This is a genomic window from Exiguobacterium antarcticum DSM 14480, assembly GCF_000685865.1.
Taxonomy (GTDB): Bacteria; Bacillota; Bacilli; order Exiguobacteriales; family Exiguobacteriaceae; genus Exiguobacterium_A; species Exiguobacterium_A antarcticum.
Window position 1 is genome coordinate 150,186 of sequence record NZ_JMKS01000005.1, and the last position, 24,714, is coordinate 174,899.

Here is a 24,714-nt window from a genome sequence, read left to right on the forward strand (position 1 = left end):
TAGAGGAGGGATGATCGATGGCAGTAGGCAATAAGAAAAAAGTAAAACGTGGACTTGAATTCTGGATGTTCGTCGGACCGGTTTTTTTAGTTTTTGCAGTGATTGTTCTCGTACCTTTTTTTAATGGTGTCATGTACTCATTCACGGACTGGAACGGGATTACAGGAGAATTGAACTGGATCGGGTTGGATAACTATGTACGACTCTTTACGGTCGATGAACAGTTCCAGCAGTCGTTTTGGTTAACGACAAGATACACCGTCGTTGCAGTCATCTTGACTAATTTAGTCGGATTCATCTTAGCGTTTTTACTCACACAAAATATTCGGACGCGGAATTTTTTACGGACAATCTTCTTCATGCCGAACTTGATTGGCGGATTGATTCTCGGATTCGTCTGGCAGTTCATTTATGTTAAAGGATTTGCCTCGATCGGAGAGCTGACAGGGTGGAGTTTATTTGAACTTCCATGGCTCGGTGACGCTCAAACCGGATTTTGGGGAATTGTCATCGTTTCGGTCTGGCAGGGCGGTGGCTACATCATGGTCATCTATATCGCTGCCTTACAGAATGTCCCGCAGGAACTGGTTGAAGCAGCGAAAATTGATGGGGCGAACCGGTTGTCGACGTTACGGAACATCACGATTCCACTCATCATGCCGTCGGTTACAATCTGCCTATTCTTAACGATTTCATGGTCGTTCAAACTGTTTGATACGAACTTGTCCCTGACAAATGGTGGACCATTTAAATCAACAGAAATGCTGGCCTTGAACATCTATAAGGAATCATTTACAAACAATAATCTCGGACTTGGTTCGGCCAAAGCGATCATCTTCTTTGTTGTCGTCGCAGCGATTACCGTGACACAAGTCTACTTGACGAAAAAACGGGAGGTGGAAGCATGAGTACGGCCCAACCTTTACCGAAACCAGAACTGAAGCCGGAGCAACCGGCACCGAAAAAGCGTGGACGTTATTCAGTCCGTCTAGGAACTGTTGAAATTGCCGCGGTCTTGATAGGGTTACTCTACATGATTCCGTTTTATTACGTCATCTCCAACTCGTTTAAGACACAAGGAGACATCTTTACCAATACGTCTGGGCTTCCGAAAGAATGGATTACGTCCAATTACACGGATGCGTGGGAAGCGATGAATTTCGGGAAAGTTTTCTTGAACTCTGTCATCATCACCGTCGGCGCCAATGCCGTCATCGTCATTTTCTGTTCGATGGCTGCTTGGAAGCTGGTCCGAACGAAAAGCCGTCTATCAACCATCGTCTTTTTCCTGTTCGTCGCAGCGATGATCATTCCGTTTCAGTCGATCATGATTCCGTTATCGAAGTTATCTGGTGATTTGGGTCTGCAAAACAGCTACTGGGGCTTGATCTTGATGTATCTTGGTTTCGGCTCCGGCTTATCGATTTTCTTATATCATGGATTCATGAAGTCGATTCCGGAAGAGATCGAAGAGGCTGCAATCATCGATGGTTGTTCGCAGTGGGGTGTCTTTTGGCGAATCGTCTTCCCGTTACTCAAACCAATCACGGTGACGATCGTCATCTTGAATACACTTTGGATCTGGAATGACTTTTTACTGCCGTCATTGATGTTGCGTGACGTTGAACTGCGGACGATTCCGCTCGCGACGTTCTATTTCTTTGGTCAGTATACGAAGCAATGGGATTTAGCGCTTGCCGGATTAATTCTCGGTATCATTCCGCTCTTGCTCTTCTTCTTTGCGATGCAAAAACAAATTATTCAAGGAATTACGAGTGGTTCCATCAAATAAGATGTAAGCGCGTTCTCGCTTCGGCGGGAACGTTTTTTGTTGGGATAGTTAATCTGATTAGTCAGATTATTTTATTTTTTTTTGAAAAAAAGGCTTTTCAAATGCTTTGCGGATGGTGTACGATGTTCTCAATTCAATTGTAACAACGACGTTGAAAGGAAGAGTAACATCTTGTAAGACCGGATTAGCGAGCTGGGGACGGTGAAAGCCCAGTCGGACACAAGTTGCGAAGAACATCCTGGAGTCGCTACCCGAACACAAAAGTCAGTAGGCGTAGCCGGAGTTGCCTGTCCGTTATCATATGGCCGAAGATTGAGATGATAAATGATCATCAGTCTTTTGAGTGAGCAGCTGAGCTGTTAACATGGGTGGTACCGCGGAACCGAGTCTTTCGTCCCATATTCTTGGGAGAGAAGGGCTCTTTTTTATGGCTTCTTTTTCAAACACACAATTGAGGAGGAAGAATACCATGACAACACTCGTATCGATGAAACAGACACAGGAAGCGATCACACTCGTAAAAAAACGCTTTGAGGAGCAATTCTCATCCCAACTCGGATTGACACGCGTCGAAGCCCCGTTGTTCGTTGAAAGCACATTAGGGGTCAACGATCATCTCAACGGAATTGAACGTGTCATTCGCTTTGATGCGATTGACCATCAGGCAGAACTTGAGATCGTTCAATCCCTTGCGAAGTGGAAACGCCAGGCGCTCCATACGTACGGATTTGCAAAAGGTGAAGGGTTATACACGTTGATGCACGCAATTCGCCGGGATGAAGTGTTGGATGCAACGCATTCGATTCACGTTGATCAATGGGACTGGGAACGAATCATTTCTAAAGAAGAGCGGACGATTGACTACTTGCAAACGACAGTTCGTGCGATTTATCAATCGATTCACCAAGTAGAACGTGAAGTCGAAGAACAGTTTGGAATCGAGGCGATCTTGCCCGAGACGATTCATTTCATGACGACACAAGAACTCGAAGATGCCTATCCGACCCTTTCAAGCAAAGAACGGGAGACGGAAGTGACGAAAGAGCACGGAGCGGTCTTCTTGATGCAAATCGGTGGTGCCTTGGCATCTGGTGAAAAACATGATGGACGAGCGGCAGATTATGATGACTGGACGCTCAACGGTGATATCCTGGTTCACCACCCGGAAATCGGCGCATTCGAACTTTCGTCGATGGGTATTCGTGTCGACCGGGCAACGTTACTTGCACAAATCGAAACGACAGGCGAACATTCGAAACTTGATTTCCCATTCCATCAAGGTGTGTTGGACGAAGCTTTACCACTGACGATTGGTGGAGGAATCGGTCAATCTCGGATGGCGATGTTCCTGTTGAAGAAGCGTCACATTGGTGAAGTCCAAGCATCTGTTTGGTCAGAAGAGACACGGACGGAGTACCGTCAGCAAGGTGTCCACCTCTTATAACGGCGAGTTGAGTGATTGATTTATAGAGCAGACAATCGATCGATGTTTCCCGGCATATCATACATGCCGGGAAACATCGATTTTTTTGTCGATAAAACAAGTTCATGAGACCTCAGACGGAGGGAAGACGTGTGAAAGTAAGGTATAATGGGGATACTAACTAATAAGAAAGAGGTGGAGACATGTCAGCAATACTCATTACAGGATTAGTATTTGCTTTACTTTTCGTAGTTTTCCTTTGGTTCAACATCAAAGGGTTGCGGACGATGTGGCGTGATTATAAACGCACTGGATCGATGATGGCACTTGGCTTCTTTATCGTCGGAATCATCGGGATCTTTACAGGTGTCTGGACGACGCTCGTCGTCATCATTTATTATCTTCTTCGTCCTGCACGAGGCTGATTCAGAGGAGTGGTTGGATGTTAGAATGGTTATTCTCAGCCGGAGAATCGAATCTCTGGCTGTTTTTAGGAATCATGATCTTAGGACTCGGAACGGAGTTGATTCCGGCTGAAGTCGGATTACCTTTACTTGGTCTCTACGTTTCAAATGGAACGCTAGGATGGACGGCAGCGGTTCTAATCGGCTTTGTCGGAAGTTTGATGGGGGCGACACTGTTTTATTTTCTTGGGCGTTATGCCGGTCGGCCTTTATTGATTCGTTATGGAAAGTGGTTGATGATCAAAGAACGTGAAATCGTCCAAGGTGAGCGAATCGTTTCGAAATACGGTTCATGGTCAGCACTATTTGGTCGCTTTTTCCCGGTCATTCGGTCCGTCGTCTCGATTCCATGCGGTTTGTTCAACTTGTCCTTTAAACGTTACTTAATCGCATCCAGTATTGGGCTGTTTCCGGTTTCCTTGTTCTATGTCTGGTTAGGAGAGCGGTTTGGCGTTGAGCGAGCAGAATCGATGCTGAAAGGGTTAGAACAAGAGTTATGGTGGATTCTTGGAATCATCGTTTTAGGGATTGCCGGGTATATTCTGTATCGTCGATTAAAAGCAAAACGATAATCATCAGGGCTGACTTAATTGTTGGTCTCGAAACAGAACAGGGGTGACGGATTTCAAATCCGTCACCCCTGTTCTGTTTCATGAAGTTTTAGGAAATAAAAAGCGTTTCAGCGTTTTAATACGATGTTTTGGTGTTAATAGAAGCAACTGGTCACGTCCTTCAAAAATTGTATCTCCCCGAGGTGTGACGATTTGATCCTCTCGAATAATCGCCGTGATTAAAAACTCTTGTGGAAGATCAATCTCCGAAATCGCTTTCCCGACGAATGGATGAGAGGTTGGAATCGTCAGTTCAATGATTTCAGCATTCGGTTTACCAATCGACATGAACTCAATGACCGTTTGAATGGTCGAAGAACCGGTTTCGTTTAGATTCAGTCGTTCTGCTAAAAAGGTTAAGACACTTCCTTGAATGAGCGTGGACAGAAGAACGGTAAAAAAGACGATATTAAAGATCATTCCGGCATTATCAATACCCGCAACAAGTGGATAGGTCGCGAGTATGATCGGGACAGCTCCTTTGAGCCCGGCGAAGGAAATAAAGACTTTTTCTTGCCACGAATATTTAAAGGGTAACAAGCTCAGCCAGACAGAAACAGGGCGTGCGATGAAGATCAGAATCAATGCTAACGCAATCGAGGATAAAATCACGCGTGGATCAAGTAGTTGTTTTGGGAATACGAGTAATCCGAGCACGATGAACATCCCGATTTGAGCAAGATGTGCCATGCTCATCGTGAAGCGGACAAGCGTTTGGCGATAGACCAACTCATGGTTGCTAATATAGATGGCTGTGACGTAAACGGCTAAAAACCCACTCGCATGGACCGTATCGGCAATGCCGAACGAAAGAAAGGCAAACGACATCAAGAGAATCGGATAAAAACTAGATGAGCTTAAGTCGATTCGGTTAAGTAAAGTAGAGGCGATCCATCCGAGCAGTAGTCCGAGCAGTAATCCCACTACCATTTCCCAAACAAGTGAGGAGAGACCGGAAACAAGCGAGGCATCTTTCGGATTCGTGACGAATTCAAGGAAAAAGACGGTCAGGAAAACAGCCATCGGATCATTTGTGCCTGATTCGAGTTCTAAGGTCGAACCGATTTTCCGCCGAACCGATTGTCCGCTGAGGACCGAAAAAATTGCGGCGGCGTCCGTCGATCCAACGATTGCCCCTAACAAAAAGGCATTGGCCCAACTGAAGCCAAGAATGTAGTGGGAAGCGACTGCGACGATCGTCGTAGCAGTGAAGACGCCGAATGTAGCAAGTGAGAGCGAAGGACTGAGTTCTGTTTTGACTTCTTTCCAAACAGTCTGAAGTCCACCCTCGAATAAAATGATGATTAATGCCACCGTACCAAGCAATTGTGCCAACTCGGCATCGTCGAATCGGATGAATCCGGTAATATCGCTTCCGGCAATCATTCCGAGGGCGATAAAAATCAAGAGTGCCGGAATGTTGAGACGACTGGATAACTTCGTCGTCCAGACGGCGATGAATAACAGTAAACCAATCAGTAAAATCGTAAATTGTAGGGACATTGCATCAAACTCCTTCGTAAAGTAGTATCTACTTTTATCATACACTAATCCCGAGTTTTTCTGTCGGATAACGATTGTTCAATATTTTCCACCACACCGGACAAAATTATCCGTTTTTATTGCAAGCGTTTTCATTTAATGTAAAAGCGTAGCACGATTATCAACTCGAAAATCAGGGAGGTATCCGAATGCGTAAACGTAAATGGGCAGCACTACCGGTTGCCGCGACGGCAATGGTCGTAGCACTTGCAGCATGTGGTGGCGGTGGAACACTCAATAGTGATGACTCAAAGGACAGTGGCTCTTCCAAGGACGGAAAGACCCTCAACGTATTCCAATTTAAAGCTGAAATCGCAAAAGACATGGAGAAGATGGCGAAGGCCTACGAAAAAGAAACCGGCGTAAAAGTAGTCGTTCAAACGGTGGGTGGCGGATCGGATTATGGCGCTGCCTTGAAATCACAGTTTGCGTCAGGGAACGAGCCGGACGTCTTTAACAACGGTGGATTTACAGAAGCGAAAACATGGCAAGACAAGCTAGAAGATTTGTCAGATGAAAAATGGGTCAGTGATTTGACGGATCTGTCGAAAGAACCGATGACGATTGATGGAAAACTGTACGGTATGCCGATGAACTTAGAAGGTTATGGATTCATCTATAATAAAGAAATCTTCAAAAAAGCAGGGATTACCGAGTTACCGAAAACGTTGACTGAATTGACAGAAGCATCTAAAAAGATTAAAGCAGATGGTGTCACACCATTTTCAATCGGATATGGTGAATGGTGGATTCTTGGAAACCACTTGATGAACATCCCGATGGCGCAACAGGATGATCCGGATCAGTTCATCGCGGACTTAAACGCTGGAAAAGGGAAGTTTGAAGACAACAAACAATTTAAAGAGTTCATGAATCTGTTTGATCTAACGATCGAATACGGCAACAAAAATCCGTTGACGACGGATTACAATACACAAGTCTCCCAGTTCGCTGAAGGAAAAACAGCGATGATTCAACAAGGGAACTGGGCACAACAATTGATTACGGACGTGAATCCGGATATCGAAATGGGCTTCATCCCGATGCCGATCAATGATGATAAAGAAAAAATGGACCGACTTCCGGTTGGCGTACCGAACAACTGGGTCGTTAACAAAAACTCGAAAAATAAAGAAGAAGGTAAAAAGTTCTTGGAATGGATGGCGACATCTGAGACAGGAAAAGATTATATGGTCAACAAATTCAAGTTCATTCCTGCTTTCAAATCGATCGAAGCAGCGGATCTTGGACCACTCGCTGACGATATCATCAAGTACTCTAAAGAAGATAAAACAATCTCATGGAACTGGTTTAAATACCCGGACGGCGCTGTTAATGAATTTGGTGCCATCATGCAAGCCTATGTAGGGAAACAAAAAACATCGGAAGAGATGTTACAAGACTTTACGAAGACATGGGAAAAAATGAAGAAATAATAAAAAACGTGTTGTTTCCAAGAAAAATTGGAAACAACACGTTTTTTATTATTAATGTAGGAAAAACAATTGAATGAAAAACAGAACAGCAAACAGATAAATCAAGAAGTGGACTCGCTGTTTTTGCACAGCTTTCATGATGGGATAGATGATGAATCCAAAGGCGATTCCTGTCGCGATACTGCCAGAAAGAGGCATGATGATGATGACCATGAAGGCCGTAAATGCTTCGCTGAAATCATCCCAGTCAATCTGTTTGATGTTTTGGAGCATCAAGGCACCGACCAACAATAAAGCAGGTGCGGTAATGGCAGGGACGTTAGAAATCGACTGAACGATCGGACCGAAGACCGCAGCGAGTGCAAATAAGATGCCGACCGTGACAGACGTTAAACCTGTTCGCCCACCAGCTGCGACACCGGAAGCTGATTCGACGTAAGCCGTCGTTGGACTGGTTCCGAACATTGATCCGACAATCATCGCCGTCGAATCGGATAACAAGGCCCGTTCACTGTTTTTTAAAGTACCATCTTTTTCAATCAGACCAGCTTGTTCGCCGACTGCGACCATCGTACCGGTCGTATCAAACATCGTCACAAGGACAAAGGACAGGACTCCGCTGAACAAACCGTATTGGATGACATCTTGGATAGCCGATAACGGATTCGCGACAAGGATTCCTTCCGGTAAGGTCGGGAAAGCTACCAACGTTTTAGAAAATGTCAGCTCTCCCGTAAAGAAAGCGAGTAATCCGGAGAGTAACATCGCGTAGAGGAGACCGCCGGGTACACGCTTGACCGTTAAGATGGCGGCAACGAGCAGACCAATCAATGTGATGAGTGCTTCCGGTGACGTCAATGATCCAATGGTGATCAGTGTTGCCGGATCAGCAATCAGAATGCCAGACATTTTTAAACCGAGTGAGGCGATGAATAGACCAATCCCGCCTGTGATGGCTAGTTTAAGTGTCGCCGGAATGACCTCGATGAGTTTCGTCCGTAAAGGTGACAAGGACAAAAGAAGAAAAATCAGTCCCGCTACAAAAACGACAGACAAAGCCGTTTGATAAGGAATTTTTTCACCGATGACGAGGGTATACGTAAAATAAGCATTTAACCCCATACCCGGTGCAACAGCAATCGGAAGATTGGCATAAAAGCCCATCAGTAACGTTCCGACAAGTGTCGCGATGATTGTTGCCGAGAAGGCTTGATCTTGAGGAATTCCCGCTTCCGATAAGATGGTGGGGTTAACGAAAAGAATGTAGGCCATCGTAATGAAGGTAATGAAACCCGCCTGGATTTCACGTTTGGCTGTTGTATGGTGTGCAGAAAGTTTGAACATGTGTCAGAAACCACCTTAATCTAAAAAAGTTTGTTAAAAACGAACATTAACGATGTTATAGCAATATTCATTCGGAATCAAGCATTCTTTTTTGATGAAGGGAATTCTGGTGAAACAAGCAGGGAGCTAAACTAATAAAAGACATGCATGTAAGCGGATACAGCTATGCTATACTACTTATTAGAAGAAAAAGGATGGAGGGAGACGGCAGTGAAGAGCATCCGAACACGTTTGATTCGACTTGTCGTCTTGGCGATTCTGATCCCTACAACGCTTGCTACGTCAGCTTCTTACGTATATGTCCGCCACCAAAATGTAGAACAGGCCGAACGCTCGAGCCTGAACGCTTTAAAAAGAGGAAGCAACCAAATCAGTCATTATATGGAAGATGTGCGACGTTTACCGACGAGTCTCTATGCCAATCGTTCGCTGATCAACATCATGACTGTTGGGGCAGATGCAGAACTGAGCGAATCAGAAGGTGTGATTTCACGAGCGTTATTAGGTCTTTTTTTATCGAGGCAAGACATCGAGCAGCTTCATTTCGTCATCTTAAAGGGCAACTCCGAGTACTCCGTCTACAATATGAAAACCTCGAGCAGAGGAAAGTTTGATTGGTTACAAGAAACGGATTATTTTCGGTTGATGAAACAAAAAAATGGATGGTTGATTGATCCCGCTCACCGGATTGCTGCTTATAATACGCATACGATGATTCTTGATGAGGAAGAAATCGTAAGTTTTCGCTATCGGATCAACCGAGTCGAAACGGACGAGCCCCTTGGTTTTCTGTCGGTCGACATCCCGACAAGTGTGTTTAAACAACAGTTAAAGTTGTTTGAGAATTTTCCGGATGAATCACTTTGGCTGATGAATGGAAATCAACTGATTGCGAAAACAGGACAAGAACTGCCGGTCACGAACGATCGATTCACGGGGACGAACGGCAGTATGCGGGTCGGTGATTCCTTCATCGTCTACGCTAAAACAAACACACAAGGTGTCCCGATTACGTTAGTAAAGGCGATTCCCTATGCTTCAGTCGTCAAAGGGGCCAATGAAACGGCCTTGATTTTAATCTTGATTGGTGCCGTCTCCTTGATTTTAATGATCATGGCAGCGAGTCTCGTAGCCCTTGAAATCACGAAACCGATCAAACAATTGACGGCGAATGTGTGGCGAGTCGAACAAGGGGATTTATCAGCACGATTCGTAGCGACGACAAATGACGAAATTGGATTGTTGAATCGGCAATTCCAACGGATGATCCAGCGGATTGATCGATTGATCAAACGTGAGTACCGCCTTGCTCTTGAAAATCGGACGAACGAGTTGCGGGCGCTACAATCACAGTTGAATCCACACTTTTTATTCAATGCCTTACAGTCAATCGGAACAACGACATTGCAGGGAGACCGTAAAGTCGCCTATCGTTCAATCACTGGCTTGTCGCAGATGATGCGTTATTCGATGAACAACGAGCAGACGATTGTGACCTTGAAACAAGAAGTCGATCATCTTCAATCCTATATGCGTCTCCAACAACAACGTTTTCCAAATCGTTTTCGTTATATCGTCGATGTGCCGTGGCACATGAATTCGATTGAAGTCCCGAAAATGATTTTGCAGCCCTTTGCGGAAAATTACTTCAAACATGCGTTCAATCAGCAAATGGATGCGACGGAAAATTATTTGGCCTATAAAGTCAGAAGTGATGGTGACCAACTCATCATTCAAGTTGAAAACAGCGGTGTGATCATGGATCCGCCTGTGCTCGATACGATTGATCAAACGATGCGGATGCACCGGAGACCGGAAGATCGGCAAACGTCTGGAATCGGGCTACACAATATCTACGAACGCTTACTCATCTTTTATGGGGATCAAGCAAGCATGGTGCTGCAATCTCCGGCAGAAGGTGGTTTTAGAATCGTCATTCGTATTCCCGTTGAACAGGAGGAACTATGATGAATGTATTGATTGTAGACGATGAACAACATGTACGAGATGCCGTTAAATTACTCGGAGAATGGGATGAATGGAAAGTCACCAATATTTTTGAAGCAGACAATGGTATTACGGCAAAACAATTTTTGAATCAGGAAAAAATAGATTTGATGCTGACGGATGTCGAGATGCCTGGACTAGACGGTTTAAGTTTACTGGAATGGACAAAAAATCATCATCCAAAGGTCGTCACGATCGTACTGACAGGGTATGATGATTATACGTATATGCGTCGTGCGATTTTACATCAATCTTTTGATTACTTACTAAAACCGATCGACCCGGACATCTTAAACGATGCACTTGCTCGGGCGATGGAATTGCTGTGTCCTGTTCAAGAACAGGGGGAGGCGATTGATCAGATTGCAAAATACATTGCGACACATTATGCGGAAGAACTAACACTTCAACTCATGAGTGAACGCTTTTACTTAAGCCGAGAATACATTTCCAGACGGTTTAAACAACGTTTCTCCGTTAATTTATCCGATTACATTCAAACGATTCGCTTGAATCGTGCCAAGGAATTGCTCGGGGAGACAGACGCCCGGATTTATGAGATTGCGCTTGAAGTCGGGTATCATGATGACAAATATTTTCGGAAAGTGTTTAAAAAGCAGTTCGGGATGACCCCGAATGAGTTCAGAGAGTTGTTGTCTGTTTAGTCGACATTTCAAGGAGGAATCGTACATGAGCGTACACATTAACGCAACAGAAGGTCAGATTGCAGAAACGGTTTTACTTCCAGGAGATCCACTCCGGGCAAAATACATCGCCGAGACATTTTTAGAGGATGTTGTTCTCTATAACGAAGTTCGTGGGATGTACGGCTTTACAGGAACGTATAAAGGGAAAAAAGTATCGGTTCAAGGGACGGGGATGGGTGTTCCATCAATGTCGATTTATGCCAATGAATTGATTCAATCGTATGGTGCGAAAAACCTGATCCGTGTCGGGACTGCCGGTGGAATTACACCGGACGTGAAAGTCCGTGACGTCGTCATCGCGATGAGTGCTTCACACGATATGGCACAGAACCGTGTCCGTTTTAACGGACTCGACTATGCACCTACGGCATCGTTCGATCTGTTGTATAAAGCATACAACACAGCAAAAGAACACGGGATTGATGCGAAAGTCGGTCAAATCTTCACGACGGATCAATTTTATCAAGATGATTTCCATCACTTTAAAAAATGGGCGGATTTCGGTTGCCTCGCAATCGAGATGGAAGCAGCCGGTCTCTACACACTTGCTGCGAAACATAAAGTCAATGCCTTGACGATCTTAACGATTTCAGATCATCTGTTGACAGGCGAAGAAACGACAGCGGAAGAACGTCAAACGACGTTCAACGATATGATGAAGGTCGCACTCGAAACAGCGATTCAACTGTAAAGGGAAAGCGGAGAAAAGACTCTCCGCTTTTTTTGTTTGCTTCAACAGCTATGGTAGAATGAGAAGGAAGAATTGGAAGACATGACAAGGGGGAACAATCGATGGGATTGACGGTAATTGGATCAGATCTATCAAGTCGTATCGGCGTACAACGAACATTTTTCAAGACCGGTGCCACGCGGAGCGTCGCCTTCAGATTAAGTATGCTGACGTTTTTAAAACAAGCGATTGAAACGCACGAGGAAGCGATCTATGAAGCGTTGGAAGTCGACTTGAATAAAGGACGACAAGATGCGTTTACGACGGAGATTGGGTTTGTTTATGGCGAACTGAATCGAATGGAAAAACAATTGCGACGACTCGCAAAACCACGCCGTGTCGGAACACCGTTATTACATTTTGGATCAAAAAGTGAAATCCGTTTAGAACCGTACGGAAACGTGCTTGTCATCGCCCCTTGGAACTATCCATTCCAATTGGCGCTTGCCCCAGTCATTGGAGCGATTGCAGCCGGGAATACGGTTGTCCTGAAACCATCTGAATTGACGCCGAATGTCTCACGTGTCTTACGCGAAGTATTTGAGACGGCGTTCCATCAACGGTTTGGTTTAGTCATCGAAGGCGATGCCGATGTGAGTGCAGCCGTTTTAGAAGAGAAGTTTGACTATATCTTCTTTACAGGCTCGACGCGTGTCGGGAAAATCGTTCACCAGGCAGCCGCAAAACATTTAACACCGGTCACGCTTGAACTGGGCGGGAAGTCTCCGACGATCGTTCATAAAGATGCGGACTTGCGACTGGCTGCAAAACGAATTGCCTGGGGGAAATGGTTAAACGCTGGGCAAACGTGTATCGCGCCAGACTATGTATTTGTCCATCAAGACGTCCGGGAAACCTTTTTACGTTTAATTGAAGAGGAAGCATTTTCTCAGTATGGGAATGGTGTTGGTGTTGGTTCTTATGTCAAAATCGTATCCGACGGTCACTTGGAACGATTGACGAGTTACCTTGCGCAAGGTGACATTCAATTTGGTGGGCAGGTCGATCCGGAATCAAGAAAGATGGCGCCAACCGTCATGACAAACGTTTCAGCCGATTCGAAATTGATGCAGGAAGAAATCTTTGGTCCGATTTTACCGGTTTTGGTATATGAAGAAATCGAAGACGTCATCACGTTTGTCACGGATCGAGACAAACCTCTAGCACTATATCTGTTCACAGAAAATGAATTCATCAAGGAGCGGGTCTTGAACCGGATTTCCTTTGGGGGTGGTTGTGTGAACGATACATTGATGCATGTCGCTCAGCATAATTTACCGTTTGGCGGCGTTGGTGCGAGTGGAATCGGCGGCTATCATGGCAAATATAGTTTTGAGACGTTCAGCCATCAAAAAGGACTTGTCCATAATACGACGAAGTTCGATTTACCTTTCCGCTACATGCGTTCAAATACCGATTCCAAATGGATGCGCTTTTTGTTATGATGGTTGAGGTTTGATAAATATGAAGTGTCATAAAAAGTAAATTTTTTGTTGAAATAAGGAGTATGACTTTTGAAACATCATTTACGTAAGTGGATCAAGAAAATCAAACTAATTGAAACGATGTTGCATCTATTGATGCGATTGTTTGCTTGTCTGCCCGTTCGCCAACATCGAATAGTCTTCGAAAGTTTTTTGGGGAAACAGTACAGTGATAATCCACGTGCGATTTATGAAGCTTTCCAACAGGAACATCCGGAATTCGAATTGCTGTTCAGTAAAGACCGCCGGAGTACGTTTGATGATCCTGCTGTTCAAACGGTCAATCGAATGACGATTCGTTGGGTGTATCTATTGGCAACGTCACGCGTTTGGATTTCGAACAGTCGTCTTCCGTCGTGGTTATATAAACGAAAAGAAACGATTTATTTACAGACGTGGCACGGAACGCCCTTGAAAAAGCTGGCGCTCGACATGGATGAGGTTCAGATGGCGAATGCAACGACAGAACGTTATAAACAGGACTTTGCGCGTGAGGCATCGAAGTGGGATCTGTTAATTTCACCGAATGCTTATTCGAGCAAAATCTTCAGACGGGCATTTGATTTTACAGGAACGTTGCTCGAAATCGGTTATCCGCGGAATGATCTGTTTTATCAGATGACTCGACATTCGGAAATTCTCGATCGTGTCTACTCCCGTTATCACATCGACCGGACTAAAAAAATCATTCTGTACGCTCCGACTTGGCGGGATAATGAGTACGTGGCACAGGGCTCCTACTCCTTTACACTCCCGTTTTCGCTCGAACAGTTCGAAAAACGATTTGGTGCGGAATATACATTATTGATTCGGATGCATTATTTAGTAGGTGATCAAGTAGATACGTCATCCTATGAGTCAGTACACAATGCATCGGATTATCCGGATATTTCCGATTTGTATATCGCGGCGGATGCCATGATCACGGATTATTCTTCCGTCATGTTTGATTATGCGCATTTGAAACGACCGATGTTGTTTTATACGTATGACTTGGAACATTATCGTGATCACTTACGAGGATTTTATTTTGATTTCGAACAAGAAGCGCCTGGTCCACTCGTCTTAGAGGAACAACGATTATTTGAAGAAATCGATCAGTTGTCGGAATGGAACAGTCGATATGGTGTACGGTTTGCGGCATTTGAAAAGAAGTTTTGCCAATGGGATGACGGAACGGCTTCTCAGCAGGCATGTCACCGTATAGTACAACTTGTCAGTAACCAGCATAAAGGAGAATCATCATGAAAAAAATCATCACGTACGGAACATTTGATTTATTGCACTGGGGACATATCAATATCCTCAAACGGGCAAAAGAAATGGGAGATTATTTAGTCGTTGCGATTTCAACGGATGAGTTTAACCGTTTGAAGCATAAAGAATCGTATCATAGTTTTGAAAATCGTAAATTAATTTTGGAATCGATTCGGTATGTAGATGAAGTCATTGCTGAAAACAATTGGGATCAAAAAATCAGTGATGTACAAGAACATCAAATTGATACGTTTGTCATGGGAGATGACTGGGCAGGTGAATTTGACTTCCTGAAAGAATATTGTGAAGTCGTTTATCTCAGCCGGACGGAAGGTATCTCGACGAGCCAAATCAAAACCGAATTAGGTAAGGGATAATAAACAAAGAAAGACCACACGATTCGTGCGGTCTTTCTTCTTGGAAGGACAGGATAAACGTGAGAGAGAGTATCGTGCAAATCTATTTGCTACTTTTTCGGATTTTCTATCGTATCTTCTGTTTGTTACCCGTGAAGCCGGTAACGCTCTTTTGGGTCACATACGGTGATAATGTAAAACCGATTAATGATGCACTCCTGACGGCATTCCCGAAAGAAAAACGTTATTTAGTTTATGATAGAAAATTTGTGAAATGCGCAGAACGATGGGCAACAGAAGATCGGTTGCCTTATCGGCGACTTCGTTTCATTCGATTGGCTTATTTATTAGCAACCTCTAAACATATCTTTATTGATAATTATATCGGTGAGTTTAGTGTCGCGCCGATTCGAAAAGGAACACAACGGGTACAGCTCTGGCATGCTGCCGGGACATTAAAACAATTTGGTTTGTCTTCGTCCAGAAGCTTACTGGTTTCTAAACGGACACGCAAACGTTTTAAGCATGTCTATCAGCGGTATGGTGATTTTATTGTACCAGGAGAACCATGTGCGACCCAGTTTTTGGCGCCACATGATTTGCCGAAAACCGTCTTTAAGCCGTTTGGAGTACCACGGACAGACTATTGGTTCGACGAACAGCATCAGGAAATCAAAGAACAATTAAAAAATGCCTATCAACAGGTCGGACGACGGATTATATTGTATGCTCCGACTTACCGGGAACATGATGGAATGGAAGGTCAGACGGTTCATCAGTTGGAACGATTGACGGATCAAGGGTGGACGATTCTTGTCAAGTTACATCCGACCGTACGCTCGGCATTTATGCATCAAATGGAGCATATTCACTTTGTAACAGATGAATATTCCATTAATGATTATCTGCTTATTACAGATGTTCTCGTCACGGACTATTCGTCCATTCCGTTTGAAAGTTGTCTGCTTGAAATTCCGACGATTCTCTATACGCCGGATATCAATACGTATCGCCAGCTACCAGGAATTATTGAATCGTATCCGGACCCACTACCTGTAGTAGCTACCGATCGAATCGAGACGGTGTTCGACTGGATCAGTTCGGATCGTGCTCTGGACGACAGCCGGATTGCGATGAGAAATTTTAAAATGTTCTGGTATGCAGAAACACCTGGGCAAGCGACGCAACGAATTATTGAATTTTATTACCCGGAAACGACGAATTAATCGTCTGGACTCATTAGAGGGATGGATTTGAAAGGAAAGAACTTTTGAATCCATCCCTTTTCATTTAAAATTAAAATGTGAAAAGGTGAACAATGTTTGACAATCTTTTGAAAAAACGCCTTTTGTGCGTGTGATGTTCTATACTGAGGTCAGAAGGAATCCAGGAAAGGAGAATGCGACATGCTTGCTTGTGGGACGACAGAAGCCAATACCTTTGTTTTATCGACGGAGACACGAATGATACTTGAAGATTTCATGACCGAGGTGACTTTCAAAAAGGATGCGATCGTTTGTTGGGAAGGGGAACTAAACGATAAGCTGTTTTATGTGAAGCAAGGCGGTGTCAAATTGTCGAAGTTGACGAAAAAGGGAAGTCCTTTGATGATGTTTTTGTATTTTAAAGGGGACTTATTTGGTGAATTTGATGTCGGAGAGGCATTTCCAAGTTCGTATAGCGTCGAAACGATGGAAGACAGCGTACTTGGTGTCATCCCTAAAAGTAAGTTAGAAGAACTGATGAAACGCGATGGAGTTTTTGCGTTAGAAATCATGCGCTGGCAAGCACTCATGCGAAAACAGTCAGAAACGAAATTACGAGATCTTTTATTATTCGGAAAACAAGGTGCCCTTGCTTCGACCTTGCTCCGCTTGATTGCGATGAACGGAAAACAAGTTGGAGAAGACTATATACTTTCGGATCGACCGTCAGATAGTGAACTCGGACAATTGATTGGCGCACCACGTGAAACCGTCAATCGGATGTTTTCCCAGTGGAAAAAGGACAAAGTCATTTCATCAACCACTACTAAAATCATCATTCATGATGCCAAGTATCTAAGGGACCTATGTCACTGTGAAGGTTGTCCGGTAGGCGTTTGCCGGATTTAATAGTTTTAGGATCAATCCTCTTGTCTTTGAGACAGGAGGATTTTTTGATTTGTTGTATTACAAAATGTGAACTTTATGTGTGTTTTTTAAATGGAAACAGCGAAATTGTCACAACTACTGTGATTTTTATCACGGTTTCTTGATGCGAGTCTTATTTAAAATAAAGGTACATCACCGAGGTGAAATGAGAAAGGGGTTTTACGTCATGAGTACTAAACCGGAATCGAATTTACATGGAACACTGGTCGCCGTCTTCATCGTTGCCGGAGTCATCATCGGCATGTGGGGATCGATTTTTCTATTATTTAGTTCAAGATGAGGAGGAAAGACAATGCATATTCATCGTTTAGAGAAAATTTGGTTAGGATTTGGTTGCGTGATGTTAGCTGTTTTCTTATTGATCATCGGAGTGTCTGCCTTTGCTTCAGGAAATCAGCCACCCTCTGATGCCACATTGATTGATCCAACTCAAGTCGATCAGACAAAACCATTCGATAAGCCAGGACTAAAAAAAATTGACGATAACAAATACGAAGCGGTCATGGTTTCGCAAGCCTTTCAATTCACACCTCAAGACATGGTCATTAAAAAAGGGGCAACCGTTGATTTTCTCGTCACATCAAAAGATGTGGTTCATGGATTTGAAATTGTGAAAACAAACGTCAATATGATGGTCGTACCGGGGCATATCAATTCACTGGAGTATACATTTGAAAAAGCCGGTGACTACTTGATTGTCTGTAATGAATATTGTGGTACAGCCCATCATATGATGTCGACAAAAATCAAGGTGGTGGATTAAATGAATGCCATTTCTAAAAAATTAAAAGAATTTGAGATGGAGCGGGGGATACCTGCGACGGAATTAGGCGTAAAAGAAGCGAAACTAGCATTTGCACATGTCAGTTTTTCGCTCGTCGCATTGTTGATCGGTGGATTATGTGGGTTGTTACAGACGCTTGTGCGGACAGGAGTCATTCCGGAAATCGCCGGAATCGGGTATTACGAATTATTGACAGCACATGGACTGATGCTAGCCATTGTATTTACGACATTATTTATCTTTGGATTATTATTCTCATTTTTAGGCCAATCGTTTGGTCGTTTTGAAGAATTTCCGAGACGACTGGGATGGGTTGGTTTTTGGTTGATGATGCTTGGAGTCGTGCTCGTCACCTGGATGGTCCTTGCGGGTGAAGCCTCGGTCTTATACACTTTTTATGCGCCATTAAAGGCACATCCTGTCTTTTATATTGGTCTTGTTATTTTTGTCGTCGGGACTTGGATTTCTTCCGGTGCGATGTTCCGGATGTACGCTGATTATAAACGGGAACACCCGGGTGTTCATCCGCCACTACAGGCATACATGAGCATCATGACCGTGTTGTTATGGGTTGTTGCGACGCTAGGTGTTGCTGCTACGATTTTGTTCCAACTCTTGCCGTTGTCACTCGGTTGGACGGATAAAGTTGGGATCGAGCTATCACGGACACTGTTTTGGTATTTTGGTCATCCCCTCGTCTATTTTTGGTTATTACCAGCATATATTGTGTGGTATACGGTGATTCCTAAAATTGTCGGAGGAAAGATTTTTTCCGATGCCTTAGCCCGGATGTCATTTTTATTGTTTTTATTGTTTTCTTTCCCTGTTGGCTTTCACCATCAATTATTAGAACCTGGTATTTCAGCATTTTGGAAATACATTCAAGTCGTTTTGACGTTTCTTGTCATCATTCCATCGTTGATGACGGCATTTTCGATGTTTGCCACATTTGAATTAGCGGGAAGACGAAACGGAGCCACCGGCTTATTCGGATGGATCAAGAAGATGCCGTATCGAGATGTTCGATTTTTAGCTCCATTCGTCGGGATGTTATTTTTTATTCCGGCTGGTGCGGGCGGCGTCATCAACGCTTCCCACCAATTAAATATCGTTGTTCATAATACGCTGTGGGTGACGGGACATTTTCATATCACGGTCGGAGCAGCTGTCGCCTTGACGTTTTTTGGAACAGCGTATTGGCTGGTTCCGTTGTTAAGAGGGCGGACACTGACGAAGCAACTCAATCGTATCGGTCTTATTCAAACAGCAACGTGGACGATTGGGATGCTCTTTATGTCAACCGCGATGCATATCTCAGGCTTACTCGGAAACCCAAGACGGACTGGTCCGGCAGCCTATTTTAAAGATTCATTGGTAGCCGACTGGATTCCCTATCACGCTGCGATGGCAATCGGTGGGACGATTTTGTTCATCTCGATCCTGTTGTTTTTATTCGCGATGTTCCAACTTGCTTTTCGGGCTCCAAAAGGAATCGAGGAATTTCCGGTTGCTGAAACAGAAGAAGCGGCGATGCAGACACCACTTTTCTTTGAGAATTGGAAACTTTGGATTTTCGTGACGTTTGCATTGATTGCTTTTGCGTATACGGTCCCGATTTGGCATATGATTGAGAATGCGCCTCCTGGGGCACCTGGATGGAAATTGTGGTGACAGATTGTGCCATACAAAAAACGAACAAATTTCTCCTGTATCTCGGAGGAACTTGTTCGTTTTTTTGGATGGAAAATCTATCACATCGAACTTTTTAAGTATAAAAAAAGAAAAAACGAGTTCAACAATCAAAGGTTATTTCACAATTCCGTGCTTAAAGGCATAAACCACCGCTTGTGTCCGATCGACGACATCAAGTTTCGATAAGATGTTTGAGACATGTGTCTTGACGGTCTTCAACGAAATGAACAGTTCATCGGCGATTTCCTGATTCGCCATGCCACGTGCCATCAATTGCAGGACTTCCTGTTCTCGCTCCGTCAGATCGTCATGCAGGTGGCTCGTTGGTCTTCGTAATCGTTCCATCATTTTACCGGTGACTTGAGCAGCCATGACGGATTGTCCGCTCGCAGTTTTACGGATGGCCTCCGCGATTTCAAACGCACTAGCTGTTTTTAAGACATAACTCATGGCTCCTGCTTCAATGACCGGGTAGACTTTTTCATCGTCTAGAAAGCTTGTGACAACAAGAATTTTCGCTTCTGGCCAGTCTTTACGAATCAATCGTGTTCCTTCAACGCCGTCAACCGGTTCCATGACTAAATCCATTAAAATCACATCAGGCCGATGCTTTAAAGCCAGTTCAGCTCCGACCTGTCCATCTGATGCTTCTGCCACAACTTCAATATCTGCTTGAGTGGACAAAAAGGCAGATACACCTGCACGAACCATCTCATGATCATCGACTAATAACACACGTATCATACTTGCACCATCCGATCTTTTCTCAATTTCACTTCAATTTGTGTACCTTGTCCGGGGACACTGACAAGGCGGATCGTTCCGCCCATCTCTGCCGTTCGTTCGCGCATTGAATTGATACCGTAAGAAGCAAGCTTCTTTTCATCCACGATGAAACCGACACCATCATCGTTCATGCTCAAGATGATCGTATCATTGAATTGACGCAACTCGATATCCATATGTGACGCCTTCGCATGACGTAACGCGTTGGTCAAACCTTCTTGGACGATCCGGAACAGTTCATTTTCAATCGGGCGTGGTAACTCAATTGCTTCGAGCTTCCAACTCAGTTCAGTGGATTGTTTTCTAGAGAGTTCTTCAAGAAGTTGAGTAAGTCCTTGTTGTAAGGTCATCCCTTCGAGTTCAACGGGACGCAACTGCAGCAATAAGGAACGCATTTCTGATTGGGCTGTCTGGGCCATCGTCTCAACGAGATCAATTTGTTTAGCAGCTGTTTCAGGTTGCGTTAAAATCGTTTGTTTGGCAGCGGTCGTCATCATCGAGATTGCATACAGTTGTTGGGAAACGGAGTCGTGCAGGTCACGAGCAAGCCGTTTTCGTTCCTCGGTAATCGCTTGAATCCGGACTTGTTCGATATGTTGTGGACGGGTACTGATTTTTTGGACAGTCTCGACTTGTTCATCAATCCGTTTGCCGATTCGGGATAGGCGTGTCAGCGTGTGGAAATAGGGACCGTTGACAATCGTCACTTCTTTTCCTTGTTCGAGTTCGATGATAGCTGTCGTGACTTTTTTAAAATCACGCCGTAAAAAGAAATAATGAATACTGCCAACCGCTAAAGGGAGTAGTAAGGAGAGACCGATGACAAGCAGGAGGACCGGAAAGTCCTGTTGACGGACGAAAAGTACATGCCAATCGACTTGGCGTGTACTTAAAAATAATAACGTCGTCAAAATGGCGGTCAAAAATCCGGTCATGACTTGAAGGGCGATGACACCAAGTGGGAATTGGTCACGTTTCATATCGATGTCACCTCCACGTTTCCGATACCGAGCATGACATGAATCCGTACTTTTCGTACCGCCTCGTCATATTCAGGAGCCCGGTATTGAATCCGTCGATTGAAAAACGTCGGAATCCGACGGACATCGGTTTTGACGCTTCCGAATCCGATCGACGTATCGAGCGTATAATCGTAACCCGACGGTAACAAGATCCGGACGTCTCCGACGACACCACTGACGACGATCAAGGTTTCGCCTTCAGGCACATAAGCATGAGTCAAATCAATCTCTAAATCACGAACGATGAACTGTTCACTTAAATCCTTTAGGACATAGGGAAGTTCTTGTTGTGTCGTAAACGAATATGCCGGTTGAATTTTGATGCCTTCTTCCTCATACAGACTAGGAGAAATCTTCGAAAAGAAAAATTCTCTGACCGAGTGTCGTGTGACGAGAATGATTCCGAGATATAGTAGGATTCCTGCAATGACGAATCCGATAGCGGCCGAACTCAGAACGACACCAGCTAAGATGATTGTACCAACGACATAAAACAAAATGGCGAGTTTTTCATGATTTCTTTTACGGAAATAGATTCCGACATAGTACAGTAAAAACGGAAACAGGACTCCGAATAACACATTCCCGGCACCTGTCGTCAAATCATAAAATAATCCGAGGGCGAACAGGATCGACACGTAACCGACTAATTGTTTTGTACTTAATCGTCGCACGAGGAATCTCCTTCCTGACATGACAAAGGGAGGCAACGATGCCTCCTTCATCAAAACACTTATTTTTGGAAACGACGTTCGAGTTCGGCAATCCGTGCATCGATGTCATCTTCTGCGATGGTCGCTTCTTCTACCTTCGTTTCATCTTCTTCAACTGTAAATGGATGTTGCTCTTCCTTAATAGTAGCATTTGGTTCACGTTCTAGCACCTGGTTCATCTTTGATTTTAGATTCGAGACGTTTTCACGCATCATCCATTCATACCGTTTGTTTTGTAAATCTTCTAATTTCAGTTTTAATTCAAGTGCTTCCCGTTCCAGTTGGTTCAATTCCCGTTTCGTCTCTTCGATCAATTCTTCAAAGAAACGGAACTGCTCGCCATAATGTTTGGATTCAATTGCAGCCCGTTCGGCAAGCTCTTGTTCGCCTGCTTCTTTGGCGATTTCGACCTGCGTAAAGCGTTTGTCTGCCAACTCTTTGGCTTCATCTTGTTTATGTGTCAGTTCGACGAGTAACGTCCGTTGGCGTTCGAGTAGCCGGTCGATTTCTTTTAGGTCGGATTCAGTCGTCCGAATATGGCGGACCAACTTCTTAGCCGGTGCTTCGCCTTGATCTGCTGCTTTCTTGACTTCCGTCATCATTTGATTGGCAAACTCGTTTAATTGGTCAAATACGTTTTTCATGAAAAATTCCTCCTTGGATGTAAGTTCATTTGTGTGTTTGGGATTAAACGGTCGATTAGTGGCGTTTTTGATCGAGATCCTTCCAATCGGCTTCAAAATGCGTCGAAGTTGTCGAACGACGGCGGGCAAATAAAGTATTTAAATCAACACGTTGCATTTTCATTCGCATGTATCCGATGTAAAGAGCGAGAGCGGCAGCAATCCCGATGATGGCCCAGATGTTAGACAGAGCTAAACCGATGCCAAGAGCGGCGAGTAATCCGAATCCGATTTTTGCTAACACTTTTGATGTTTGGACAAACTTACCGATGGCATAAAATGCTATAAGCGCACCGAGCCCGAGTCCGATCATGTGTGGTAATGTACCGATGACGACAGCGAGAAGGGCGAGACCGGCAAGTGCCATCAAGACCTGTTTTCCTTTTGATTGCTTCATGATGAAGCCTCCTTTTCTTGATACTCTTATCTTACGGCAGCTGAATGTGAATCACGACGCCCTTCGGACCGTAATTCTCTCCGACTTGAGGCGGAGAGTGAAGGTCTGACTTTAGTATGCCTGCTATGTCTGACTTAAATAATATGGTAAAATTCGACTATCAGAAACGAGAGGAGTGGTGTTTGATGAGTGCGACTAGCCACGTAATGAATCAATCTATCGGAGTACAGGGAGGGGTTTCCCTCCCTTAAATCAGAGGAGGAAACCATTTGAACGAATGGGGTAAGTTACCGACAGATGAAGTCGGAACAAATGAACAGTTAGGTCGCGTCACGGCGGTCTTCCAAAAGCAATACCGTGTGATGACGGCTGACGGGGAAACATTAAGTGAGTTATCGGGAAAGATGCGGTTTGAAGCGTTGACGAAAGCAGAACTTCCGGCGGTTGGTGACTGGGTCATCCAATCAGAACGGGAAGTGGGTAAAGGACGCATCGAACGGATTCTGCCGCGAACCTCACAATTTTCCCGAAAAGCAGCGGGGACGGAAATCGAGGAACAAATCATCTGTGCGAATGTCGACGTCGCGTTACTCGTCATGGCGTTTGGACACGATTTCAACGTTCGCCGTTTAGAGCGGTATTTGACGGTCGCTTGGGAAGCGGGGGTCAAACCACTGATCGTATTGACGAAAAAAGGTTTAATCGATAACGTGGACAAACCGCTTTCAGAGGTTGAAGAGATTGTATTCGGAACACCTTATTTTGCCGTGGACTCGTTGACGGGAGAAGGATTAGATGCCTTGAAAGACGTCCTGCAACCGCGAGAGACGATTGTCCTTGTCGGGTCGTCAGGAGTTGGCAAGTCGACACTCGTGAATGCTTTAGCGGGCGAACAACTGATGGAAACGGGTGGGGTCCGAGAAGACGACGAACGGGGACGTCATACGACGACCCACCGGGAACTAAAACGATTAGCCAACGGGTTGTTACTTGTTGATACGCCGGGAATGCGTGAGCTGGGTCTCTGGGACGGGAGCGAAGGATTAGCTTCTACTTTTTCAGACATCGAGATGCTCGCAAAATCATGTCGCTTTCGGGACTGCCAACACGGAAAAGAGCCGGGGTGTGTGGTACAAGCTGCGTTAGCAGAGGGAGAGTTGGCACAAGAACGATGGGACAGCTTTTTGAAGCTGAAGCGTGAAATCGCCTATGCGGAACGTAAACAAAATATTGCCCTTCAAGTAGCGGAAAAAGAAAAATGGAAAAAAGTGCACAAACAGGCACAGGCCCGGACAAAACTAAAATACCAGAAACGCTGATATCAGAACGAA

Annotated in this window: 25 protein-coding genes and 1 other annotated feature; of the genes, 18 read left to right on the plus strand and 7 right to left on the minus strand. The window is 44.5% G+C overall.

Annotated elements, in window-relative coordinates; all coding sequences use genetic code 11:
* Window positions 1-17 precede the first annotated feature (17 nt).
* From P404_RS0112060 to P404_RS0112080, 5 genes are all read left to right on the plus strand, one after another.
* Window positions 18-908: a carbohydrate ABC transporter permease gene (locus P404_RS0112060; RefSeq protein ID WP_014969580.1), complete on the plus strand. Its 891-nt coding sequence runs from the start codon at window positions 18-20 to the stop codon at window positions 906-908.
* Window positions 905-1,792, plus strand: coding sequence for a carbohydrate ABC transporter permease (locus tag P404_RS0112065; RefSeq protein ID WP_014969581.1), 888 nt, complete (start codon window positions 905-907; stop codon window positions 1,790-1,792). Before P404_RS0112060 ends, P404_RS0112065 begins: the two co-directional genes overlap by 4 nt.
* A gap of 142 nt (window positions 1,793-1,934) precedes the next feature.
* Window positions 1,935-2,194 (plus strand) — a binding site (T-box leader).
* Window positions 2,195-2,261: 67 nt separating this feature from the next.
* On the plus strand, window positions 2,262-3,236 hold the full coding sequence (asnA, locus tag P404_RS0112070) for an aspartate--ammonia ligase (protein WP_026830914.1): 975 nt from the start codon (window positions 2,262-2,264) through the stop codon (window positions 3,234-3,236).
* Between the two features lie 182 nt (window positions 3,237-3,418).
* Window positions 3,419-3,640, plus strand: a complete 222-nt coding sequence (locus tag P404_RS0112075; protein ID WP_014969583.1) for a hypothetical protein — start codon at window positions 3,419-3,421, stop codon at window positions 3,638-3,640.
* A gap of 17 nt (window positions 3,641-3,657) precedes the next feature.
* Window positions 3,658-4,251 carry a DedA family protein gene (locus tag P404_RS0112080; protein ID WP_014969584.1) on the plus strand — a complete coding sequence of 198 codons (594 nt, stop codon included), beginning with the start codon at window positions 3,658-3,660 and terminating at the stop codon, window positions 4,249-4,251.
* Between the two features lie 78 nt (window positions 4,252-4,329).
* Here P404_RS0112080 and P404_RS0112085 read toward each other — a convergent pair whose 3' ends face one another.
* Window positions 4,330-5,793, minus strand: coding sequence for a potassium/proton antiporter (locus P404_RS0112085; protein ID WP_026830915.1), 1,464 nt, complete (start codon window positions 5,791-5,793; stop codon window positions 4,330-4,332).
* Window positions 5,794-5,981: 188 nt separating this feature from the next.
* Between P404_RS0112085 and P404_RS0112090 the strand changes: the two genes are divergently transcribed.
* The gene (locus P404_RS0112090; protein ID WP_014969586.1) at window positions 5,982-7,268 is read left to right on the plus strand and encodes an ABC transporter substrate-binding protein; all 1,287 of its coding nucleotides are present in this window, start codon (window positions 5,982-5,984) and stop codon (window positions 7,266-7,268) included.
* Window positions 7,269-7,319: 51 nt separating this feature from the next.
* Here the strand turns inward: P404_RS0112090 and P404_RS0112095 are convergent, their stop codons facing one another.
* Window positions 7,320-8,612, minus strand: coding sequence for an NCS2 family permease (locus tag P404_RS0112095; protein WP_026830916.1), 1,293 nt, complete (start codon window positions 8,610-8,612; stop codon window positions 7,320-7,322).
* A gap of 210 nt (window positions 8,613-8,822) precedes the next feature.
* Between P404_RS0112095 and P404_RS0112100 the strand changes: the two genes are divergently transcribed.
* The 11 genes from P404_RS0112100 to P404_RS0112150 all read left to right on the plus strand — a co-directional run bounded on the left by P404_RS0112100 (window position 8,823) and on the right by P404_RS0112150 (window position 19,761).
* Window positions 8,823-10,580, plus strand: a complete 1,758-nt coding sequence (locus P404_RS0112100; protein WP_026830917.1) for a cache domain-containing sensor histidine kinase — start codon at window positions 8,823-8,825, stop codon at window positions 10,578-10,580.
* The gene (locus P404_RS0112105) at window positions 10,580-11,284 is read left to right on the plus strand and encodes a response regulator transcription factor (protein ID WP_034774497.1); all 705 of its coding nucleotides are present in this window, start codon (window positions 10,580-10,582) and stop codon (window positions 11,282-11,284) included. The genes P404_RS0112100 and P404_RS0112105 overlap by 1 nt, the downstream gene beginning before the upstream one ends.
* Window positions 11,285-11,309: 25 nt before the next feature.
* Window positions 11,310-12,017: a purine-nucleoside phosphorylase gene (gene deoD, locus P404_RS0112110; RefSeq protein ID WP_014969590.1), complete on the plus strand. Its 708-nt coding sequence runs from the start codon at window positions 11,310-11,312 to the stop codon at window positions 12,015-12,017.
* Between the two features lie 101 nt (window positions 12,018-12,118).
* Window positions 12,119-13,501: an aldehyde dehydrogenase gene (locus P404_RS0112115; protein ID WP_026830918.1), complete on the plus strand. Its 1,383-nt coding sequence runs from the start codon at window positions 12,119-12,121 to the stop codon at window positions 13,499-13,501.
* Window positions 13,502-13,603: 102 nt separating this feature from the next.
* Window positions 13,604-14,788: a CDP-glycerol--glycerophosphate glycerophosphotransferase gene (locus P404_RS0112120; protein WP_026830919.1), complete on the plus strand. Its 1,185-nt coding sequence runs from the start codon at window positions 13,604-13,606 to the stop codon at window positions 14,786-14,788.
* Window positions 14,785-15,174 carry a glycerol-3-phosphate cytidylyltransferase gene (tagD, locus tag P404_RS0112125; RefSeq protein WP_014969593.1) on the plus strand — a complete coding sequence of 130 codons (390 nt, stop codon included), beginning with the start codon at window positions 14,785-14,787 and terminating at the stop codon, window positions 15,172-15,174. The genes P404_RS0112120 and tagD overlap by 4 nt, the downstream gene beginning before the upstream one ends.
* A 74-nt stretch (window positions 15,175-15,248) precedes the next feature.
* Complete coding sequence (locus P404_RS0112130; protein ID WP_236624398.1) at window positions 15,249-16,379, plus strand: CDP-glycerol glycerophosphotransferase family protein; 1,131 nt, start codon at window positions 15,249-15,251, stop codon at window positions 16,377-16,379.
* Between the two features lie 180 nt (window positions 16,380-16,559).
* Window positions 16,560-17,267, plus strand: coding sequence for a Crp/Fnr family transcriptional regulator (locus P404_RS0112135; RefSeq protein WP_014969595.1), 708 nt, complete (start codon window positions 16,560-16,562; stop codon window positions 17,265-17,267).
* A 205-nt stretch (window positions 17,268-17,472) separates the two neighbouring features.
* A complete protein-coding gene (locus P404_RS18405; RefSeq protein ID WP_236624399.1) occupies window positions 17,473-17,586 on the plus strand; it encodes a cytochrome C oxidase subunit II in 114 nt (37 codons plus the stop codon).
* Between the two features lie 12 nt (window positions 17,587-17,598).
* A complete protein-coding gene (locus P404_RS0112145) occupies window positions 17,599-18,069 on the plus strand; it encodes a cytochrome c oxidase subunit II (protein ID WP_014969597.1) in 471 nt (156 codons plus the stop codon).
* Entirely contained in the window at window positions 18,070-19,761 is a 1,692-nt protein-coding gene (locus P404_RS0112150; protein WP_034774498.1) for a b(o/a)3-type cytochrome-c oxidase subunit 1, read from the plus strand.
* Window positions 19,762-19,896: 135 nt separating this feature from the next.
* Here the strand turns inward: P404_RS0112150 and P404_RS0112155 are convergent, their stop codons facing one another.
* The 5 genes from P404_RS0112155 to P404_RS0112175 are packed head-to-tail and all read right to left on the minus strand — an operon-like array spanning window position 19,897 to window position 23,383.
* On the minus strand, window positions 19,897-20,526 hold the full coding sequence (locus P404_RS0112155) for a response regulator (protein WP_014969599.1): 630 nt from the start codon (window positions 20,524-20,526) through the stop codon (window positions 19,897-19,899).
* Complete coding sequence (locus tag P404_RS0112160) at window positions 20,523-21,548, minus strand: sensor histidine kinase (protein ID WP_014969600.1); 1,026 nt, start codon at window positions 21,546-21,548, stop codon at window positions 20,523-20,525. Before P404_RS0112160 ends, P404_RS0112155 begins: the two co-directional genes overlap by 4 nt.
* Complete coding sequence (gene liaF, locus P404_RS0112165; RefSeq protein WP_014969601.1) at window positions 21,545-22,264, minus strand: cell wall-active antibiotics response protein LiaF; 720 nt, start codon at window positions 22,262-22,264, stop codon at window positions 21,545-21,547. Before liaF ends, P404_RS0112160 begins: the two co-directional genes overlap by 4 nt.
* 59 nt (window positions 22,265-22,323) lie before the next feature.
* On the minus strand, window positions 22,324-22,947 hold the full coding sequence (locus P404_RS0112170) for a PspA/IM30 family protein (protein WP_014969602.1): 624 nt from the start codon (window positions 22,945-22,947) through the stop codon (window positions 22,324-22,326).
* A 55-nt stretch (window positions 22,948-23,002) separates the two neighbouring features.
* Window positions 23,003-23,383 (minus strand): lmo0954 family membrane protein, encoded by a 381-nt coding sequence (locus tag P404_RS0112175; RefSeq protein ID WP_026830922.1) that lies wholly within the window; start codon window positions 23,381-23,383, stop codon window positions 23,003-23,005.
* Window positions 23,384-23,652: 269 nt separating this feature from the next.
* On the opposite strand from P404_RS0112175, the gene rsgA reads away from it, so the two are divergent.
* The gene (gene rsgA / locus P404_RS0112180) at window positions 23,653-24,702 is read left to right on the plus strand and encodes a ribosome small subunit-dependent GTPase A (protein WP_014969604.1); all 1,050 of its coding nucleotides are present in this window, start codon (window positions 23,653-23,655) and stop codon (window positions 24,700-24,702) included.
* Window positions 24,703-24,714 lie beyond the last annotated feature (12 nt).

Excerpts from the sequence above, each read along its gene's own strand:
- P404_RS0112105 (WP_034774497.1), top strand. The coding sequence starts at position 10,580 with ATGAATGTATTGATTGTAGACGATGAACAACATGTACGAGATGCCGTT.
- asnA (WP_026830914.1), top strand. The coding sequence starts at position 2,262 with ATGACAACACTCGTATCGATGAAACAGACACAGGAAGCGATCACACTC.
- P404_RS0112135 (WP_014969595.1), top strand. The coding sequence starts at position 16,560 with ATGCTTGCTTGTGGGACGACAGAAGCCAATACCTTTGTTTTATCGACG.
- P404_RS0112095 (WP_026830916.1), bottom strand. The coding sequence starts at position 8,612 with ATGTTCAAACTTTCTGCACACCATACAACAGCCAAACGTGAAATCCAG.
- P404_RS0112085 (WP_026830915.1), bottom strand. The coding sequence starts at position 5,793 with ATGTCCCTACAATTTACGATTTTACTGATTGGTTTACTGTTATTCATC.
- P404_RS0112075 (WP_014969583.1), top strand. The coding sequence starts at position 3,419 with ATGTCAGCAATACTCATTACAGGATTAGTATTTGCTTTACTTTTCGTA.
- P404_RS0112145 (WP_014969597.1), top strand. The coding sequence starts at position 17,599 with ATGCATATTCATCGTTTAGAGAAAATTTGGTTAGGATTTGGTTGCGTG.
- P404_RS18405 (WP_236624399.1), top strand. The coding sequence starts at position 17,473 with ATGAGTACTAAACCGGAATCGAATTTACATGGAACACTGGTCGCCGTC.
- P404_RS0112150 (WP_034774498.1), top strand. The coding sequence starts at position 18,070 with ATGAATGCCATTTCTAAAAAATTAAAAGAATTTGAGATGGAGCGGGGG.
- P404_RS0112160 (WP_014969600.1), bottom strand. The coding sequence starts at position 21,548 with ATGAAACGTGACCAATTCCCACTTGGTGTCATCGCCCTTCAAGTCATG.
- P404_RS0112175 (WP_026830922.1), bottom strand. The coding sequence starts at position 23,383 with ATGAAGCAATCAAAAGGAAAACAGGTCTTGATGGCACTTGCCGGTCTC.
- P404_RS0112080 (WP_014969584.1), top strand. The coding sequence starts at position 3,658 with ATGTTAGAATGGTTATTCTCAGCCGGAGAATCGAATCTCTGGCTGTTT.
- deoD (WP_014969590.1), top strand. The coding sequence starts at position 11,310 with ATGAGCGTACACATTAACGCAACAGAAGGTCAGATTGCAGAAACGGTT.
- P404_RS0112090 (WP_014969586.1), top strand. The coding sequence starts at position 5,982 with ATGCGTAAACGTAAATGGGCAGCACTACCGGTTGCCGCGACGGCAATG.
- P404_RS0112115 (WP_026830918.1), top strand. The coding sequence starts at position 12,119 with ATGGGATTGACGGTAATTGGATCAGATCTATCAAGTCGTATCGGCGTA.
- P404_RS0112060 (WP_014969580.1), top strand. The coding sequence starts at position 18 with ATGGCAGTAGGCAATAAGAAAAAAGTAAAACGTGGACTTGAATTCTGG.
- P404_RS0112170 (WP_014969602.1), bottom strand. The coding sequence starts at position 22,947 with ATGAAAAACGTATTTGACCAATTAAACGAGTTTGCCAATCAAATGATG.
- tagD (WP_014969593.1), top strand. The coding sequence starts at position 14,785 with ATGAAAAAAATCATCACGTACGGAACATTTGATTTATTGCACTGGGGA.
- P404_RS0112155 (WP_014969599.1), bottom strand. The coding sequence starts at position 20,526 with ATGATACGTGTGTTATTAGTCGATGATCATGAGATGGTTCGTGCAGGT.
- P404_RS0112065 (WP_014969581.1), top strand. The coding sequence starts at position 905 with ATGAGTACGGCCCAACCTTTACCGAAACCAGAACTGAAGCCGGAGCAA.